This is a genomic window from Yersinia antarctica, from assembly GCF_056636475.1.
Window position 1 is genome coordinate 3279070 of the sequence record NZ_JBSJQF010000001.1, and the last position, 18571, is coordinate 3297640.

Sequence of the window (18571 nt, forward strand, 5' to 3'; positions counted from 1 at the left end):
CCACACTGTTTTTTCACCACACTGAATGTGTCATTTTGTGGTCATTTGCCGCACACATGTTCTGGAAGAAAATCATTCATTCCCAAAACAAATCACTTACGCACCGCGATCCTGAGCCGTTATTTTTGCCAAAATAATAAGCTTAGATCTCGTCAGGTGTACGCAGGTTAGTTACTGCAATTCGTTCAGCATGCTTACGTTCTCTTTCTGGTTGCATATTGGCGCGGTAAACGCCTTGGTCACCTACAACCCAAGAGAGAGGACGGCGCTCTTTACCGATAGATTCTTGTAGCAGTAACAGTGCTTGCATATAAGCTTCAGGGCGCGGTGGGCAGCCAGGAATATACACATCGACCGGTAGGAATTTATCCACGCCTTGTACTACGGAATAGATATCGTACATGCCGCCGGAGTTAGCACAGGCACCCATGGAGATAACCCACTTGGGTTCCAGCATTTGTTCATACAAGCGCTGAATAACCGGGGCCATTTTGGTAAAACAAGTGCCCGCCACGACCATGAAGTCAGCCTGACGCGGAGAAGCACGCAGCACTTCCGCACCGAAACGTGCCACATCATGTACGGCAGTGAACGAGGTCACCATCTCCACATAACAGCAGGAAAGACCGAAGTTATACGGCCAAAGAGAGTTCTTACGCCCCCAGTTCACCATGTCGTGCATGGCGTTCTCAAGTTTACCCATGTAAACACTACGATGGACATGTTGCTCGAGAGGATCGCCGCTGACGGTTTCCTGAGTTTGCAGGGGGTAACGGTCATTCTCACCGTTAGGGTCTATGCGGGTGAGCGTATAGTCCATGTTAATGCCTCGCTGTATTTATTGACCACTATACCCTTTGTACTTAGAGCTGCAGGGTTGTTAGCTACTTTCACTCACCCGAATCACTGACTTGAGTCAGCTCATCGGGATTAATGAGCCTCATGGTTGAGACTCACCCTACGGGCTAGCATACATGCGGTTCAAATCGTGACCGATTTATCGCCCGCTTGCTGCCGACCTGCAACACCAAGACTGTTAGGTATATCTTGTGGAGGACTGCTGGCGTATTTGACTATGCTCGGTTTGCTCACTCGGCGATTAGAACGCGTAGGAGTCCAATCCAGCGCGCCGATACGCACCAGATAAACCAAACCAGCCAAGAGCACCAAAATGAAAATGGTTGCTTCGATAAAGCCTACCCAGCCACTCTCACGAATAGAGATTGACCACGCATACAAGTACAGGGCTTCAACATCGAAAATAACGAAGAACATGGCGACCAGATAAAACTTGGCGGACAAACGCATACGCGCCGAGCCGACCGAGTCAATACCGGACTCATAGGGGACATTTTTGGCGCGGGCCCGAGCTCTCCCACCCAGAAAGAACGCACCCAATAGCATCAAGCCGCATAACCCGATAGCGCCGATCAGAAATACAGCGAACGCCCAATGATGAGCGATAACTTCAGTGGTTGTTGACATACTCATTGCTTACTCATCAAAAGTGGCGTCGGACATCCTGCTCTTATGTTGGCAGTTAGTGCACCACATCGATTCAAAGGGAAGGATAAAAACCACACGAAACACACTGTCTTTACAACTGTTTAGCCAGTGTTTTACTGTGGGCTTTTTACTCCTTTCAGTAACCTTTTGTCAACTTTGACAAAAGTAACTACAGATTAATTTACAAACGCACGATCTTACTTAACATTTGGTGCGAAGTATAAAGCTAAATCGAGTCAGTAATTTGTTAAGTCAGAACATACACCTATAACCCAACGTGGAAACTTCGCTTTAACTATACCATTGTCTCAGGAATAACCGGTTCTTCCACTCACTAGCTAGGGGTATTTTTTTGATCCAGAACACGTTTTGAGTGTTATTTCATAAATATTCGGCATGAAAAGTTGTTTTTTAAAAAAAATAAATAATGGAACGCTGTTTTAATAAAAAACAAATAGCAGAAAATGAGAAGAAATATTAACCACTATTTTTATCTGGTTTATTCCCCCTGATCCAGTACGCAGATATACCGCTAAATGAAATAAAACGACGTTTTAAGCATGAAATTAAACTGGAGCAGTAGAAAACTGTTTTTTTTAAAAGTTATAAATAAAAAAAAGCCCCTAAAATAAGGGGCTTACGATTTTTTAGTCACGTTAGACGATCAACTGTTCTCGTCTATTAAATAATCAGAATCCAGCACTAAATCCGATCCAGACTGCAAGCCATGTTGGTGGCCCGTCTGCATGGCATCGAAAATGGCTAAAGCCAATTCGTTGCCACACTGATTGTCTTTACATAATGCATAATGTGTTTCAGGCAACCGAGGTAGCCCTTCTGTTTCACCCAGTACGCGTAAATCAGGACTCATCATCTCTATTGGCCTGGCGGTCACACCCAGCCCTGCCCTGACTGCCGCACGAATGGCAGAAAGTGAAGAGGCTACATAGGCGATTCGCCATGCAATACCGGCTCTGGTCAGGTTTTCTATTGCCATATCGCGGAATGGGCTTGGCTCATCCATCACCACTAACGGTACCGATTCACCGGACTGGAACTGATAGTCGGCGGAACAGTACCAAAGCGTAGGTGATGTCCTTAAGATCACATGAGGATGAGTGTCGACCTTGGCTGTAGTAATAGCCAGGTCCACTTCGCCATTACTCAGCATATCAGCGATAAATGGACTGCGTTTTACCCGCACATCTATCGCTAGCCGAGGATATAGCGTCGCCACTCGGTTCAGCAAGAAAGGCAACAACGTATCGGCAGTATCATCAGATGCGCCGATAATGAGTGACCCTTCTATATTGCTGTACATAAGTGACGTACAAGCTTCATCGTTGAAACGCAAAATTTTTCTGGCATAGCCAAGTAACTGGAGACCATGTTCAGTCAATAATTTGTTACGCCCATGGCGGGCAAATAACTCCTTACCGACTAACTGTTCTAACCGTTGCATTTGTTGGCTAACTGCTGACTGAGTGCGACAAACCGCTGCGGCAGCAGAGGCAAAAGTATTCAAGTCAGCAACAGCTACAAAGGTTCTAAGCAGATCGAGGTCGAGATTAATTATCGGACGATTTGCATTTGTCATAGTGTATTCTTCACTTTTTTGAATTCTAATTACAAACTACCCTGGTGTATAAGTATCGCGCCATCAATAAGGGACAACGCTAAGTATGACAGTACCCCACTCACTAGAGTAGGGCAAAAAATTTACTTATATTTCGTTACCGTTATCTCTTTTTATAAAAATCTATTGAGTAAGTTATGTATTTATTTGTGAATACGGTCATAAAAAGCCACTAAATCTTCGATTAATGAAGATTTTTTCCCTTTAGGATCTTGCTTTTCCTCAGGCATTTTTAAGTGCTGCAATGCTATTTTAATTAAACAAATCTGCACTAACCCTTTTCGAAATATCAAAAAATATCAATATATCTCTATGTGTGTTTTTTATCTAATTGAGTAAATTCAACTATTAACATAGATATTCTCTAAGATTTAGCCTATTTAACATTAATTATTCTTAATAGTTTTCCTATCTACAGTTTTGTTTCTTTTCACATCTTAATAATATGTATGATGATATAAATTGTTGGATTGAGATCCCAGCTAATAGGATGCAGCATAATCGCGTCTCATTATCATCGGTATCAACCCGCGATTTTGGCACCGAAAGTGAACCTCATCTTATAGATATATTTTGTTGGTAACTGCTGTATGTCACGCAATCAGCCGGAATAAAACTTCAGATAAACTAATAAATAAGGCATAAACAAGTGGATTTAAAGACAAAAACATCAGTTATATTCCATACCAATGAAGCTGGCAGTCATTTAAAATAAGAGCAGCTATTCGCACTAAAGATGTGCATAGAACTTCAAAAAGCAGCAGCGTCGGAGTACATTGGATACCTTGCAGTGTTCCACGCTGAGGACACGCTTTTACCAGCAAAAGGCTCAATTTTTTATGTCCCCCATTGAGAAATCCAGCAAACTGGACAACGTCTGTTACGACATTCGTGGACCAGTGCTAAAAGAAGCTAAGCGTCTTGAAGAAGAAGGTAATAAAGTTCTGAAACTGAACATCGGCAACCCTGCTCCGTTTGGTTTCGATGCACCCGATGAAATTCTGGTGGATGTGATCCGTAATTTGCCAACTGCGCAGGGCTATTGCGATTCCAAAGGCCTGTTTTCGGCGCGCAAAGCTATTATGCAGCACTATCAGGCACGGGATATGCGTGACCTGACAGTCGAGGATATCTACATTGGGAACGGGGTCTCTGAGCTGATCGTGCAATCCATGCAAGCATTGCTGAATCTGGGCGATGAAATGCTGGTACCTGCACCAGATTATCCGTTATGGACGGCGGCAGTTTCGCTTTCAAGTGGTACCGCCGTACATTATATGTGTGATGAAGAGTCGGGCTGGTTCCCTGATTTAGATGATATCCGTAGTAAAATCACGCCGCGTACCCGTGGGATTGTGATTATCAACCCGAATAACCCGACCGGCGCGGTATACAGCAAAGAGCTGTTACTGGAGATTGTTGAAATCGCCCGTCAAAATGACCTGATTATTTTCGCCGATGAGATCTACGATAAGATTTTATATGACGAGGCTCAGCATCATTCTATTGCGGCTCTGGCGCCTGATTTGTTAACTGTGACCTTCAATGGTTTATCCAAGACTTACCGTGTTGCCGGTTTCCGTCAGGGCTGGATGGTGCTGAATGGTCCTAAAAAACACGCTAAAGGTTATATTGAAGGTTTAGAGATGCTGGCATCAATGCGTCTGTGCGCCAACGTCCCTATGCAGCATGCCATTCAGACGGCATTAGGTGGTTATCAGAGCATTAGCGAGTTTATTCAGCCAGGCGGGCGCTTGTACGAACAGCGTGACCGTGCCTGGGAACTGATCAACCAAATACCGGGGGTTTCCTGCGTGAAACCTCAAGGCGCGTTGTATATGTTCCCACGTATTGATCAGAAGCGTTTTAACCTGAAAGATGATCAGAAACTGGTATTGGATCTGCTATTGCAGGAAAAAGTGCTGTTGGTTCAAGGCAGCGCCTTTAACTGGCCATACCCTGATCATGTGCGGATTGTCACGTTACCGCGCGTGGATGAGCTGGAGATGGCAGTGAGGAAACTGGGGCGGTTTTTGGAGACCTACCACCAGTAATTAATCAGGGCTTGTATAGCAAGCCCTGTTTTATTTATGCAGTGATTATCTTAAACACCCTAGTTCTTCCCTTTGTTGACGGTCAATTAAAACCCTCACCGAATCATTAATGCTCCAAGATATTGCAGAACCTTGTTGTTTAATCAGCTTATTGCAACGTTCTATTCTTCGTTGCTCTTGCTGCTTATCCCTCGCGGCGTTATGCGTAGCGCAAAACTCCTCACTGAACGGCCCCAAATTTCCCCCTACACAGAATTCCTCCTGAGCTTGTGTTGTCGCACTGAATAATAAAATTGACATAGGAATAAATAATAATTTCATATAACTATCCTTAGCTTTATAATTTAAATAAAATTTATATGCTGAAATTTAATAATCCATAAAATGGACAAAAAAAGAATAATGAGTTCACATCACTAATTCAATAGAGCTAATGTTAAATAATTTCTTTTATAATTAATGAGATAGAATGGATGGCAAGAATGAAACACAAAGATAAAGTGAGGGTTTAATAAACAAAATTGAGACATTGTGAGAATATTTAATTAACTCATTATCTCATTGATAAAATCGATTTGATGTTATCCTCGTATGCAGATTGTTTCCATCATCTTATGGTTAATATATTGAATAGAGAGAAAACTATGAGTCACTTCTTCGCCCATCTATCTCGTCTGAAACTGATCAACCGCTGGCCGCTGATGCGCAATGTTCGCACTGAGAATGTCTCTGAACACAGTTTGCAGGTGGCATTTGTCGCTCATGCGTTAGCTATCATTAAGAACCGTAAGTTTAACGGCAATCTCAATGCCGACCGTATTGCGCTGCTGGCGATGTACCACGATGCCAGTGAAGTGATAACCGGTGATTTACCCACCCCTATCAAGTATTACAATCCTCAGATTGCCCATGAATACAAGAAGATAGAAAAAGTTGCTCAACAAAAACTGATTGAAATGCTGCCAAAAGAATTACAGCAAGATTTCCGCTGTCTGCTGGATGAGCATTATTATAGCGAAGAGGAAAAAGCACTGGTTAAACAGGCAGATGCTCTATGTGCTTATCTCAAATGTTTGGAAGAATTATCCGCCGGTAATAATGAGTTTATTCAAGCTAAAGCGCGGTTGGAGAAAACCCTCGCCATGCGCCAAAGCCCGGAAATGGATTACTTTATGGAAGTCTTCGTGCCCAGCTTTAGCCTGTCACTGGATGAAATCAGCCTCGATTCGCTGGATTAAAGTTGAAGTTGAAATTGAAGTTGATTTTCAAAAGCACATTTGAGCTGTCGAGCGAAGAGTATAGGCAAGGAAAATGGGCATGACGCCCGTTTTAGGGGTCACGCGCTTGTGACCCCTTTGGCGGTTGAGGCACCAAGGGGCAAGGTGAGCACCAATCTCATATCAACCGAACTAAACACAACTCTTACCCTGTAGCATCCCAATCAGAATGGAAACAGCACCGGCACCACCATCACACTAACAATCATGACTAATATCGTAAATGGCACCCCCATGCGGACAAAATCACCGAATTTATAACCACCTGGCCCCAATACTAAGGTATTCACCGGTGACGAAACTGGCGTCATAAAGGCCGCTGAAGCTGCAATACCAATAATCATCGCAAAGGGATACGGCGAGACCGACATCTCCCGCGCAGCAGCAATCGCAATCGGTGCCATTAGAACTGCCGTGGCAGTATTAGAGATAAACAGCCCAATCGTGGCACACAACACAAACAAACATAGCAGCATGACGCGCGGCCCCATCCCACCGGCCACATCCATCAAGCCACGGACAATCAAATCTACCCCACCGGTTTTTTGCAATGCTTGTGCAAAGGGCATCATCCCGATGATCAAAATCAAACTCGGCCAATGGATTGAACGATAAGCACTTTCCATATCAATACATCGGAACTGACCCATCAGTAAACAGGCTACCAATGCCGCAATCACATTTGGCACCTCGTCGGTCATCATCATGGCAACCATCAACGCCAGACAGAATAATGCATGTGGGGCTTGCGAAATGGCCGGTGCCACTTCATCCACTTCCGCCGGCAGGTTCAGTACGATGAAATCACGGGTCTTTAACTGTAACTGACGAATCAGTTTCCAATCACCGATCACCAGTAAGATATCGCCAAACTGCAATTTGTCATCAACCAGTTTGCCTTCCAAAGTCTTACCATTACGACGAATACCGACCACATTCAAACCATAGCGGGTACGGAAAGTGACCTCACGTAGACTCTTTCCCAAGAGGGCGGAATCAGGAATGAGCGAAACCTCGGCCATCCCGACGTTGCGCGCCTGCTCTGAGAAGTATTCACCGCGCAGCACCATCGGTTCCAGCATCTGTTCAGTGCAAAATTCACGTAAATCTATGTCGCAATCTGACATATCGATCAGTAAGACATCGTTCTCGTGTAATTCAGATGAACCGGTGGCACTCACCATCACACGCCGGAAACGCTTCCAGCGTTCAATCCCCACCACATTCGCCCCATAGCGGGCGCGCAGATGCAGTTCGTCAAGAGAACGGCCAATCAAAGGAGAATCATGGCGGATAGCCAAACGGCGCGCACGGCCAGTCAATTTATAATCGCGGATAAGGTCGCGGAAAGTGCGGCGTTTCCATTGCTGTTCTTTCTCTGAGCTTTCCTGCTTCCCGCCCAGCCAGCGCCGAGCCACTAACATATAAGCGACACCCATCAGCAAAATGATAATGCCGATAGGGGTAACGCCAAAGAAGCCAAAGCCTTTGATACCTTCGCGCAGTAATTCACTGTTAACCACCATATTTGGCGGCGTTGCCACCAGCGTCATCATGCCACTTATCAAGCCGGCAAAACTCAGCGGCATCATTAACCGCCCCGGCGAAATCTTCATCCGGCTGGCAACACTCAGTACCACTGGGATAAAGATTGCCACCACTCCGGTAGAGCTCATAAAAGCGCCCAATCCGGCAACCGTTACCATTAATAACGCCAGCATTTTGGTTTCACTGTGACCGGCGACCTTGACCAGCCAATCACCCACCTGATAAGCAACACCGGTTCTGACCAACCCTTCACCAATAACAAACAGCGCCGCAATCAATATCACGTTAGGATCACTGAATCCGCTGGTCGCCTCACCTAATGACAACGTACCACTCATCACAAAGGCAATAATGACCAACAGTGCTACCACGTCCATGCGCAGTTTATTGGTAGTAAACAGCACAATAGCTATTAGAAGTAGCGTCAACACCCACAATAGTTCGCGGTTCAAAATGGCCTCGTTGGCAAAAAGTGAAAGGAAATATCCGGCTCTGGCAGTAAAACATTAAAATCAGCAGCGGCCGCTGTCTGAGATCAATAATGACTGCAAATTTATGTGCTTACCATCCCACAAAGGGTTTTATTGTGTTTTTTTCCTGAAAAAAGTTTATCAACTTGTGATGTGCCAGACAGTAAAAGAGCGCCATCAGGCGCTCTCAGTGGTGATATTAAGGTATCTGGCGAAGAATTAACCTACTCGCACAACCCGCGCGCCGTTAGCGGTAACCTCAACGCTAATCTGCTCCAGCGAACTGAGCACTAAATCAACCTGATCAAGTTTGGGAGTATCAGCCGGAGCATTGACCGCAATCACCTGACAGCCCGCCGCCAAGCCTGACAAAATCCCCGCAGGGGCATCTTCCACTACGATACAATCAGCCGGTGCCAGCCCTAAGCGCTCGGCCCCCAGCAGATAAGCATCTGGTTGCGGTTTGCCGTGCTTAACTTGTTCGCTGGTGATAAACACTTCAGGTACCGGCAGATGGCCGGCGGCACGGCGCGCAGAAGCGACCGGTACTGAGCCTGAAGTGACAATAGCCCACGGAATAGACAGGCTGTTTAGTCGCTCCAACAGTGCCACCGCCCCCGGCAATGCGCTCACACCATCGGTATCATTAGCTTCAACCTGCTCTAATGCCAGAAACTCAGCCTGAATTTCAGCCTCACTTGCACCCGACATAAAATGACGTAAAGAGGTAATTGCTTGTTTGCCATGGATAAAATCAAGAACTTCTGCTGGATTGATGCCTCGACCTTGCGCCCAGCCAATCCAGGCTCGTTCGACAACAGGTAAAGAATCAACCAAAGTCCCGTCCAAATCAAAAAGAAAACCTTTACACTCCACAAGCACATCCTCATCAGTAAAACTATTTTTCAACTTACTGATAGCAAATAAGTTATGCGCTATCAGGCATTGATAATTTGCGAAATTTCAACAGCACTCAAATGGTATTGGCGTGGACATGATTGCCAGATAGCCAGCATACGTTGGTATTTATCCCACATTGGGGTTTGAGAGTTGAAACCATGAGTCCCTGAGTCAAAATGGGTGTAGCGCCCTTCAGTATTGACCATAAAGCGCACATAACTCAGGTAACGGGATTCGGTAGCAGCATCAAAACCGAGGAACGCGATACGGCGTTCATCCAAGTCTTGCTTGTCTTTCAGGTTACCACAGGAGACTTGCAGGGCGTGGTGCATCTCCATGATATTAATAATAGTACGGCAAGTATCTTCGCTCATCTCACCAAAATCACGGTCCAATTCACGCATCTGCAAACCAAAGCCGCGCTCGACAATGGTTTGCTGGCGACGATAACGCTCAGCATTTTCCGGATCCAGCATGGTCATCATTTTGTACTGATTCGACAGAATCAGTCGTTGGGCGTTGGTCATATCCATCACTAACTCCTAAGACATAAATAATGAGGAAATCATCGCACACAGGCTTGGGCCATACTTTGATTTGACAGGGGATTTTGCACCACTAATCCTTTGAGGCATGAAACCGCCACTAGAGGTCATCAAGAAACGTTTTATCCAACTGTTTGAAGGCTCGTTTCAGCACATCGGCCAGGGATTGATAAGTCGGCGTCTGCTCGATAGGCGCAACAGCCTGCCCCGCTTCTGTTAGCTTGTTACGTACCTCATGGAACCACTGGAGTAAGGTTGGCGGTAACGGGGTTATCGCTCGCTTGCCTAACCACCATAGCCCTTGCAAGGGTAAACCACAGGCGAACAGCGCCGTAGCGATGGCGGGTCCCAACTGGCCACCGAGGGCTATCTGCCAGGTCAGGGTAAAAATGGCCAGTGGTGGCATAAAGCGGATACCGAAGCGTGTCGCCGTAACCACGCGATTTTCGGGAAACATCGGCGCCAAGCGCTTATCGGCAGGCCAGGTCTTCATATAAAGCTGGCCGCGCTGGAGTACCTGAAACCAACTTACAGAATCAGAGGGTTTTGTTGTCATGGCTCACCTCAACTTCACAAGCAAAAATTAAAATTTTTTTGTAATCCACAAACTAAAAATTAGTCTGTTAAATATATTTTGTTTTTAGGCTCCGCTATCGGTATCCTAACTCGGCCTTTTGGCCGCTAGAAGATGACGCTAAATATGTCAACTTTTTGCAGCTTTTAAATCATTTTTGTTAAATCGCACCGATTTTTACCACCAGGTTTTAACGTTTGCACTTAACGTTTAATCCGCGATTTTTCCATCATCATGCCTTTTTCTCTATCGCATGATGTTAATCATTAATGTCGACGCCAATATGCGCTACGCTTTTGGAATGATTGACGTTTTATTAACCATATGTTTTTCGCTGTTTTTGCATCATCAATGTCGCATGCGCGCTGTTTTTGCAAAACAAATGTTGAACACGACTATAAAATAGGTACTTCCATGTCGAGTAAGCTAGTACTGGTTCTTAACTGCGGTAGCTCTTCCCTAAAATTTGCTATCATCGACGCGACCAACGGTGAAGAACACCTCTCTGGTTTAGCCGAATGCTTCCATCTGCCTGAAGCCCGCATCAAATGGAAACTTGATGGTGGCAAACAGGAAGCAGCATTGGGTGCTGGTGCAGCACACAGCGAAGCACTGAATTTCATTGTTAATACTATTCTGGCACAAAAACCAGAGCTTTCCGCTCAGTTGACAGCTATCGGTCACCGCATTGTTCATGGTGGCGACAAATTTACAGCATCAGCTATCGTTACCGAAGAAGTTATTCAGGGTATCAAAGATTCCATCCCATTTGCACCACTGCATAACCCAGCTCACTTGATTGGTATCGCTGAAGCGTTGAAATCATTCCCAAATCTGGCTGATAAAAATGTCGCTGTTTTTGACACCGCTTTCCATCAGACCATGCCGGAAGAATCTTATCTCTACGCCCTGCCGTACCGTTTATACAAAGAAAACGGTATCCGTCGCTATGGCGCACACGGCACCAGCCACTTCTACGTCAGCCAGGAAGCCGCTAAAACCCTGAACAAACCGCTGGAAGAACTGAACGTCATCACTTGCCATTTGGGCAACGGTGGTTCTGTCACTGCTGTTCGTAACGGTAAATGTGTTGATACCTCTATGGGCCTGACACCACTGGAAGGTTTGGTCATGGGCACCCGTAGTGGTGATATCGACCCGGCGATCATTTTCCATTTGTATGATGCCATGGGCATGAGCATGGAACAGATCAGCAAGCTGTTGACCAAAGAATCTGGCCTGCTGGGCCTGACTGAAGTCACCAGTGACTGCCGTTATGTTGAAGACAACTATGCAACTAAAGCAGATGCACGCCGCGCAATGGATGTGTTCTGTCATCGCCTGGCGAAATACATCGGTGCATACACTGCGCTGATGGATGGTCGTCTGGATGCCGTGGTCTTCACCGGCGGTATTGGTGAGAACGCCGCAATGGTACGTGAACTGACTTTGGACAAATTGGGCCTGTTGGGCTTTGAAATTGACCACGAACGCAACCTGGCAGCACGCTTTGGTAAATCAGGCACCATCACCAAAGAGGGCAGCCGCCTGGCTCTGGTTATCCCAACCAATGAAGAGCTGGTCATCGCACAAGACGCAGCCCGTCTGACTGCGTAAGAGTTTTTGACATATACCCAAAGTCATTGAAGTTGCAGGTAGGCGGCAAATGAATAAATCCCGATGAGCTGACTCAGGTCAGTAATTCGGGTGCATGAGCGTAGCCAACAACCCTGCGGCTTCAAGGACGAAGGATGTCCCCAAAGTCATTGGAGTTGCAGGTAGGCGGCAAGCGAATAAATCCCGATGAGCTGACTCAGGTCAGTGATTCGGGTGCATGAGCGTAGCCAACAACCCTGCGGCTTCAAGGACGAAGGGCATAACCGTAAAGAGGTTTAGCCGTGTCCCGTACAATAATGTTGATTCCTACCGGCACCAGCGTTGGTTTAACCAGCGTAAGCTTGGGTGTCATCCGTTCCATGGAACAAAAAGGTGTACGCCTGAGCGTATTCAAGCCAATCGCCCAGCCTCGTGCCGGTGATGATGCACCTGACCAAACCACCACCATCATTCGTGCGAACTCCAGCATCACTGCTGCTGAGCCGCTGAATATGGGTTATGTGGAAACCTTGCTGAGTTCTAACCAGCAAGACGTGTTAATGGAAGAGATTGTTGCCCGTTATCACGAAAATACCAAAGACGCAGAAGTGGTTCTGGTCGAAGGCTTGGTGCCAACACGCAAACATCAGTTTGCCAATGCATTGAACTATGAAATTGCTAAAACCCTGAATGCTGAAATCGTCTTTGTTATTGCTCTGGGTAATGACTCACCAGATCAGTTGAAAGAGCGTATCGAACTGGCTCGTTCCAGTTTCGGTGGCAGTAAAAACAAAAACATCACTGGCGTTATCATTAACAAATTGAATGCGCCGGTTGATGAACAAGGTCGTACCCGCCCTGACCTGTCTGAAATCTTTGATGACTCCACTAAGGCCAGCGTCGCGAACATCGATCCAAGCCAATTGTTTGCCAACAGCCCACTGCCAGTTCTCGGCTGTGTGCCGTGGAGCTTCGAGTTGATTGCAACTCGCGCCATTGATATGGCCAAGCACCTGAAAGCCACCATCATTAACAAAGGTGATATCAACACTCGCCGCGTTAAATCTGTGACTTTCTGTGCTCGTAGCATTCCGCATATGCTGGAACACTTCCGCCCGGGTTCTCTGCTGGTTACCTCAGCCGATCGTCCTGATGTGTTGGTTTCTGCTTGTTTGGCAGCCATGAATGGCGTTGAAATTGGTGCCATCCTGTTGACTGGCGGTTACGCTATTGATGAGCGTATCAACAGCCTGTGTGAACGTGCCTTCCAAACTGGCTTGCCAGTATTTATGGTTGATACCAATACTTGGCAGACCTCTTTGAGCCTGCAAAGCTTCAATCTGGAAGTCCCTGCAGATGACCATGAGCGTGTTGAAAAGCTGCAAAACTATGTTGCCAGCCATATCAGCAGTGATTGGATTGACTCTCTGAGCGCAACGTCTGAGCGTTCACGTCGCTTGTCACCACCAGCATTCCGCTACGAACTGACCGAATTGGCCCGTAAAGCGGGTAAACGCATCGTGCTGCCAGAAGGCGATGAGCCACGTACCGTTAAAGCCGCTTCTATCTGTGCTGAACGCGGTATCGCAACTTGTGTGCTGCTGGGTAACCCAGAAGAGATCCAACGCGTTGCTGCCGCGCAAGGTGTTGAGCTGGGCAAAGGCGTTGAAATCATCGATCCTGTTGCTGTACGTGAGCAATATGTTCCGCGTCTGGTTGAGCTGCGTAAGAGCAAAGGCATGACCGAAGTGGTCGCGCGTGAACAGTTGGAAGACAACGTCGTTCTCGGCACCCTGATGCTGGAAAAAGGTGAAGTTGATGGTCTGGTTTCCGGTGCAGTACATACCACCGCAAACACCATCCGCCCACCATTGCAGTTGATCAAAACCGCACCGGGCAGTTCACTGGTTTCTTCGGTGTTCTTTATGCTGCTGCCTGACCAGGTTCTGGTTTATGGTGACTGTGCAATCAACCCAGATCCTACGGCTGAACAACTGTCTGAGATTGCTATCCAATCTGCGGATTCTGCTGCGGCATTCGGCATTGAACCACGTGTGGCGATGATCTCTTACTCTACCGGTAATTCCGGTGCGGGTAGCGATGTCGAAAAAGTACGTGAAGCGACCCGTCTGGCACAGGAAAAACGCCCAGATTTGATCATCGATGGTCCGTTGCAATATGACGCGGCAATCATGGCGGATGTGGCTAAATCCAAAGCGCCTAACTCACCGGTTGCAGGTAAAGCCACCGTGTTCATCTTCCCAGACTTGAACACCGGCAACACTACCTATAAAGCGGTGCAACGCTCTGCTGACCTGATCTCTATCGGGCCGATGCTGCAAGGTATGCGTAAGCCAGTTAACGATTTGTCCCGTGGTGCATTGGTTGACGATATCGTCTATACCGTAGCACTGACGGCGATTCAATCGGCTCAGGCTGACGCCAGCGCATCTTAATTCTAAGATTACGTTGTCTAAGAAACGCCAGCCTTGTGCTGGCGTTTTTGTTTGTTAGCAAAGCGATGTATAAATTGGGGTTAGAACGTTTTCACCTCGCAACCACACTCGCCAAAAGACCGTATCCCTAAAATACGCCAACAAAAAAACCGCCATATAGGCGGTTTCTCTGTGCTGGTCCGGTAAGCGGCCATTCCAGCGGGGTTGTTAGTATCAAAATAACTGTTACCAACATATCGCAAGTGCAACCCTGTTCTGATATTTTGGGCCAGTTGCTATTCACTGTCAAGTATCGGCTGGGGTGCATTCGTGTACAATCGCGGCGGACCTTTTCGCCGCCTTAAGCAAGTGGGCATCGGTTTAAGGGAAGGATATCCATTGGCCGTAACGCAAGTGCAACCCTGTACTTGTATTCACGGTAGTATCACCGGTGGTGCTGGCGTGAAGCGGTCTAAGCATGGACCGCACAATGAAACGGTACTTTTGTATTGTGCTCGTTGTATTTGGCGCATTGTTAACATCCGGGAATGGGGGTCGGCGTATTTTCAATAACTCAATCACGGTGATAATCAACACGTCAGGCAAGTAAGCCCGGTAAGCCGCCCTGTGGGGCGGTTTTCCTTTATTGTTTGGCGCTAGCCTCAGGTACTCTGCCGTGGTTCAAATTTATAGCTGAAACTCTGGCTAACCGGTTCACTCAACTCGCCATCGTCCTCACTCTCGAGCAGTTCGATCAACATCTTGCCAGCATCTTTACCCATCTTCCGGTAATCGATACGCATCGACGTCAGCGTCGGGTGAGTCTGATCGCAGTTATCAGAACCATCCAGGCAGGCAACCGCGATCCCGCCGGGAATTTTCAGCAAGCGACGTTGGCATTCAAACAGTACCCCCAAAGCGATATCTTCGTGGCTGCAAATAACCGCATCCAGCTCAGGCTGGCGTTGCAGAATTTCCGTCAAGGCATAGCGACCAAACTGTAAGCTGGCTGTTTCTGGTGTGGTGACGGTTTGATCAGCATTTTTATAATGTTCCAGCATCGCTTTATGCCAGCCATTCAGTTGCTGACGTTGTAAGCGGTTATCCATATGAGCGCCAATAAAACCAATATTGTGATAACCGCGCTCCAGTAAATGACGGCTTAATGCATAAGCGGATTCAAAAAATGCCGCCTCAAGGGTAATTTTCGCCCCTTTAAAATAGGACCCCACCACATTAACGGTAGGAATATTGGCCCGTTCAAGCAGTTGATAGGTTTTATCTGCCAGTTGTGAGCCAAATATCACCACGGCTGCCGGATTGCTTTGCAGTAACGTCATCAGTATTTCAGCTTCTTTCCGCTGACTATATTCATGGCAACCCAGCAATAACTGAAATTCATTTTTGTTCAGAATCTGTTGCAGCGCCTGCATAAATCGGGAGCTGGCTTTATCGGTCAGCGACGGAATCAAAACCGCCACGGTATCACTATGCCCCGAAGCCAAAGCCCCTGCCGTGCGATTAGGAATATATCCCAATGTTTCAACCGCTTGCTCTATCTTCTCACGTAACTTATCTGAAACCTGCTCCGGCGTTCGCAGCGCTCGGGAAACAGTCATCGACCCTACCCCAGCGTAATTCGCCACATCCGATAGAGTGACCCGCCCGGTATTACGGCGCTTGCGCGTTTTTTCCATGCTGAGTTCCTGCCTAATTAAAATTTCTTGTCGGATTAAAATTTTCTGTCTGGATAAAACAAGCCAGTCTGCGGGGTCTCGACAATACATTGCATTGTATATGGCTTATTCCGAGATAGCCAAAGGCCCTGACGCGACAAATGATAGCGCTATCACAAAATTTGATAGCGCTATCAGGTAGCGCTACCAATTGAGATATTCGTCACATTAATAGCAACGATAACTATCTACTCTCAGGTTAACAGTCATCGGGAGTCATCAATATCATGTTAAAAACACTGTTAACGTCAGACGTCATTCAGGTGGTTAGCCAGGCAAAAGACTGGCGTGATGCCATCGCCATTTCATGTAAGCCACTGATTGATAATGGATCTATTGAAGCGCGTTATGTCGAGGCTATTTATCTCTCCCATGAGGCGATTGGCCCTTATTACGTAGTCGGCCCCGGCATTGCGATGCCACATGCCCGCCCGGAAGAAGGTGTGAATAAACTCGCCTTGGCATTAACCGTCATTACCGAGGGTGTCACTTTCAATGCTGAAGGTAATGACCCGGTCAAACTGCTCATAGTGTTAGCCGCGACAGACAGCAACAGCCACATAGAGGCTATTTCTCAACTCGCTCAGTTGTTCGATAACGATAACGATGTACAAACCCTACTTAATGCGCAAACGCCGCAAGAGATCCAATCTGTCATTGCGCGTTATTAATCACAGCATTCTGTACGGATAATAATTTTAAGGGGAAAAAAAATGAAAATTACAGTGGTTTGCGGTAACGGCTTAGGTACCAGCCTGATGATGGAAATCAGCATCAAAAGTATTCTGAAAGAACTGGCAGTCACAGCCGAAGTGGATCATGTGGATCTTGGCTCTGCCAAAGGGACACCAAGCGACATCTTCATCGGTACCAAAGATATTGCCGAACAGCTGATTGCTCAGGCCGTTGGTGGAAAAATCGTTGCTCTTGATAACATGATTGATAAAAAAGCCATGAAAGAACGTTTGTCTGTGGCATTAACTGAATTAGGCGCGCTGTAAGCGGAGGCTGGCATGGATTTCTTTCGTTTCTTAATGAGTGATGTGCTTTCTGAGCCGGCTGTTCTGGTCGGTTTGATTGCGTTAATTGGCCTGATTGCCCAGAAAAAACCGGTGACAGAGTGTATTAAAGGCACCGTAAAGACCATCATGGGCTTTGTGATTTTAGGTGCGGGTGCTGGCCTGGTGGTTTCATCTTTGGGTGATTTTGCCAATATCTTCCAACACGCTTTCGGTATTCAGGGCGTGGTGCCGAATAACGAAGCGATCGTTTCTGTGGCACAAAAGAGTTTTGGTAAAGAGATGGCGATGATTATGTTCTTCGCTATGGTGATCAATATTCTGATTGCCCGCTTTACGCCATGGAAATTTATCTTCCTGACCGGTCATCACACCCTGTTTATGTCGATGATGGTGGCAGTAATTCTAGCCACCGCAGGTATCAGTGGCGTGACACTGATTGTGATCGGTTCGTTGGTGGTTGGGGTTGCGATGGTGTTCTTCCCAGCCATTGCCCACCCTTACATGAAAAAAGTGACCGGTTCTGATGATGTGGCAATTGGCCACTTCTCTACCTTGTCTTATGTGCTGGCTGGCTTTATTGGTAGCAAATTCGGTAATAAAGAACATTCGACTGAAGATATGAATGTGCCGAAAAGCTTGCTGTTCCTGCGTGATACGCCAGTGGCTATCTCATTCACCATGTGTATCATTTTCATCGTGACTTGCCTGTTCGCCGGGCCGGAAGTAGTGAAAAGCCTGAGTGGTGGTAAGAACTGGTTCATGTTCTCGCTGATGCAATCCATCACTTTCGCCGCGGGTGTGTACATCATCTTGCAAGGTGTACGTATGGTTATTGCTGAGATAGTGCCAGCATTTAAAGGGATTTCAGATAAGTTAGTTCCTAATGCAAAACCTGCATTGGATTGCCCGGTGGTGTTCCCTTATGCACCTAATGCGGTTCTGGTTGGCTTCCTGAGCAGCTTTGCCGCAGGTCTTATCGGTATGTTCGCGCTCTATTTGATGAACATGACCGTGATTATCCCAGGCGTCGTTCCTCACTTCTTCGTTGGTGCGGCAGCGGGCGTATTTGGTAATGCAACCGGTGGCCGCCGTGGCGCTATTTTAGGTGCCTTCGCACAGGGATTGTTGATTACCTTCCTGCCAGTCTTCCTACTGCCAGTGCTGGGTGATATCGGCTTTGCCAATACCACATTCAGTGATGCCGACTTTGGTGCGCTGGGTATCTTGCTGGGTATTATTGTAAGATAATCAGTGAGATGAAGGTGAGATACA

General features: G+C 46.8%; 16 protein-coding genes. 7 read left to right on the top strand and 9 right to left on the bottom strand.

The window, feature by feature from the left end; all coding sequences use genetic code 11:
• Positions 1 to 142: 142 nt before the first annotated feature.
• From ACWJJO_RS15215 to rovM, 3 genes are all read right to left on the bottom strand, one after another.
• Positions 143 to 820 carry a NuoB/complex I 20 kDa subunit family protein gene (locus ACWJJO_RS15215; protein ID WP_002210278.1) on the bottom strand — a complete coding sequence of 226 codons (678 nt, stop codon included), beginning with the start codon at positions 818 to 820 and terminating at the stop codon, positions 143 to 145.
• Positions 821 to 981: 161 nt separating this feature from the next.
• Positions 982 to 1491, bottom strand: a complete 510-nt coding sequence (gene nuoA, locus ACWJJO_RS15220) for an NADH-quinone oxidoreductase subunit NuoA (RefSeq protein ID WP_420073483.1) — start codon at positions 1489 to 1491, stop codon at positions 982 to 984.
• A 679-nt stretch (positions 1492 to 2170) separates the two neighbouring features.
• Positions 2171 to 3103, bottom strand: coding sequence for a virulence transcriptional regulator RovM (gene rovM, locus ACWJJO_RS15225; RefSeq protein WP_083158258.1), 933 nt, complete (start codon positions 3101 to 3103; stop codon positions 2171 to 2173).
• 878 nt (positions 3104 to 3981) lie between these two features.
• On the opposite strand from rovM, the gene ACWJJO_RS15230 reads away from it, so the two are divergent.
• A complete protein-coding gene (locus ACWJJO_RS15230; protein ID WP_083158257.1) occupies positions 3982 to 5196 on the top strand; it encodes a pyridoxal phosphate-dependent aminotransferase in 1215 nt (404 codons plus the stop codon).
• 45 nt (positions 5197 to 5241) lie between these two features.
• Here the strand turns inward: ACWJJO_RS15230 and ACWJJO_RS15235 are convergent, their stop codons facing one another.
• A complete protein-coding gene (locus ACWJJO_RS15235) occupies positions 5242 to 5517 on the bottom strand; it encodes a hypothetical protein (protein ID WP_032907645.1) in 276 nt (91 codons plus the stop codon).
• Positions 5518 to 5840: 323 nt separating this feature from the next.
• Between ACWJJO_RS15235 and yfbR the strand changes: the two genes are divergently transcribed.
• Positions 5841 to 6434 (top strand): 5'-deoxynucleotidase, encoded by a 594-nt coding sequence (gene yfbR / locus ACWJJO_RS15240; protein ID WP_372569381.1) that lies wholly within the window; start codon positions 5841 to 5843, stop codon positions 6432 to 6434.
• A gap of 203 nt (positions 6435 to 6637) precedes the next feature.
• On the opposite strand, the gene ACWJJO_RS15245 is transcribed toward yfbR, so the two are convergent.
• The 4 genes from ACWJJO_RS15245 to yfbV all read right to left on the bottom strand — a co-directional run bounded on the left by ACWJJO_RS15245 (position 6638) and on the right by yfbV (position 10492).
• On the bottom strand, positions 6638 to 8473 hold the full coding sequence (locus ACWJJO_RS15245) for an SLC13 family permease (RefSeq protein ID WP_372569382.1): 1836 nt from the start codon (positions 8471 to 8473) through the stop codon (positions 6638 to 6640).
• Between the two features lie 237 nt (positions 8474 to 8710).
• Complete coding sequence (locus tag ACWJJO_RS15250) at positions 8711 to 9367, bottom strand: sugar phosphatase (RefSeq protein ID WP_481091206.1); 657 nt, start codon at positions 9365 to 9367, stop codon at positions 8711 to 8713.
• A gap of 62 nt (positions 9368 to 9429) precedes the next feature.
• Entirely contained in the window at positions 9430 to 9924 is a 495-nt protein-coding gene (locus ACWJJO_RS15255) for a YfbU family protein (protein ID WP_083158253.1), read from the bottom strand.
• A gap of 112 nt (positions 9925 to 10036) precedes the next feature.
• Positions 10037 to 10492, bottom strand: a complete 456-nt coding sequence (yfbV, locus tag ACWJJO_RS15260; RefSeq protein WP_083158252.1) for a terminus macrodomain insulation protein YfbV — start codon at positions 10490 to 10492, stop codon at positions 10037 to 10039.
• 432 nt (positions 10493 to 10924) lie between these two features.
• Between yfbV and ackA the strand changes: the two genes are divergently transcribed.
• Entirely contained in the window at positions 10925 to 12127 is a 1203-nt protein-coding gene (ackA, locus tag ACWJJO_RS15265; RefSeq protein ID WP_481091207.1) for an acetate kinase, read from the top strand.
• A 296-nt stretch (positions 12128 to 12423) separates the two neighbouring features.
• The gene (pta, locus tag ACWJJO_RS15270; RefSeq protein ID WP_193784805.1) at positions 12424 to 14562 is read left to right on the top strand and encodes a phosphate acetyltransferase; all 2139 of its coding nucleotides are present in this window, start codon (positions 12424 to 12426) and stop codon (positions 14560 to 14562) included.
• A gap of 641 nt (positions 14563 to 15203) precedes the next feature.
• On the opposite strand, the gene ACWJJO_RS15275 is transcribed toward pta, so the two are convergent.
• Positions 15204 to 16238 (bottom strand): LacI family DNA-binding transcriptional regulator, encoded by a 1035-nt coding sequence (locus ACWJJO_RS15275; RefSeq protein ID WP_083158249.1) that lies wholly within the window; start codon positions 16236 to 16238, stop codon positions 15204 to 15206.
• A gap of 266 nt (positions 16239 to 16504) precedes the next feature.
• Here ACWJJO_RS15275 and ACWJJO_RS15280 point away from each other — a divergent pair, with 266 nt between their 5' ends.
• From ACWJJO_RS15280 to ACWJJO_RS15290, 3 genes are read left to right on the top strand one after another with little or no spacing between them, the layout of a single operon-like run.
• Positions 16505 to 16948, top strand: a complete 444-nt coding sequence (locus tag ACWJJO_RS15280; RefSeq protein ID WP_083158248.1) for a PTS sugar transporter subunit IIA — start codon at positions 16505 to 16507, stop codon at positions 16946 to 16948.
• 42 nt (positions 16949 to 16990) lie between these two features.
• Positions 16991 to 17278: a PTS sugar transporter subunit IIB gene (locus ACWJJO_RS15285; RefSeq protein WP_083158247.1), complete on the top strand. Its 288-nt coding sequence runs from the start codon at positions 16991 to 16993 to the stop codon at positions 17276 to 17278.
• 12 nt (positions 17279 to 17290) lie between these two features.
• On the top strand, positions 17291 to 18547 hold the full coding sequence (locus tag ACWJJO_RS15290) for a PTS ascorbate transporter subunit IIC (protein ID WP_005277900.1): 1257 nt from the start codon (positions 17291 to 17293) through the stop codon (positions 18545 to 18547).
• The last annotated feature ends 24 nt before the right edge of the window (positions 18548 to 18571 follow it).

Excerpts from the sequence above, each read along its gene's own strand:
- ackA (WP_481091207.1), top strand. The coding sequence starts at position 10,925 with ATGTCGAGTAAGCTAGTACTGGTTCTTAACTGCGGTAGCTCTTCCCTA.
- nuoA (WP_420073483.1), bottom strand. The coding sequence starts at position 1,491 with ATGAGTATGTCAACAACCACTGAAGTTATCGCTCATCATTGGGCGTTC.
- rovM (WP_083158258.1), bottom strand. The coding sequence starts at position 3,103 with ATGACAAATGCAAATCGTCCGATAATTAATCTCGACCTCGATCTGCTT.
- yfbV (WP_083158252.1), bottom strand. The coding sequence starts at position 10,492 with ATGACAACAAAACCCTCTGATTCTGTAAGTTGGTTTCAGGTACTCCAG.
- ACWJJO_RS15290 (WP_005277900.1), top strand. The coding sequence starts at position 17,291 with ATGGATTTCTTTCGTTTCTTAATGAGTGATGTGCTTTCTGAGCCGGCT.
- pta (WP_193784805.1), top strand. The coding sequence starts at position 12,424 with ATGTTGATTCCTACCGGCACCAGCGTTGGTTTAACCAGCGTAAGCTTG.
- ACWJJO_RS15285 (WP_083158247.1), top strand. The coding sequence starts at position 16,991 with ATGAAAATTACAGTGGTTTGCGGTAACGGCTTAGGTACCAGCCTGATG.
- ACWJJO_RS15275 (WP_083158249.1), bottom strand. The coding sequence starts at position 16,238 with ATGGAAAAAACGCGCAAGCGCCGTAATACCGGGCGGGTCACTCTATCG.
- ACWJJO_RS15230 (WP_083158257.1), top strand. The coding sequence starts at position 3,982 with ATGTCCCCCATTGAGAAATCCAGCAAACTGGACAACGTCTGTTACGAC.
- ACWJJO_RS15235 (WP_032907645.1), bottom strand. The coding sequence starts at position 5,517 with ATGAAATTATTATTTATTCCTATGTCAATTTTATTATTCAGTGCGACA.
- ACWJJO_RS15280 (WP_083158248.1), top strand. The coding sequence starts at position 16,505 with ATGTTAAAAACACTGTTAACGTCAGACGTCATTCAGGTGGTTAGCCAG.
- yfbR (WP_372569381.1), top strand. The coding sequence starts at position 5,841 with ATGAGTCACTTCTTCGCCCATCTATCTCGTCTGAAACTGATCAACCGC.
- ACWJJO_RS15215 (WP_002210278.1), bottom strand. The coding sequence starts at position 820 with ATGGACTATACGCTCACCCGCATAGACCCTAACGGTGAGAATGACCGT.
- ACWJJO_RS15255 (WP_083158253.1), bottom strand. The coding sequence starts at position 9,924 with ATGGATATGACCAACGCCCAACGACTGATTCTGTCGAATCAGTACAAA.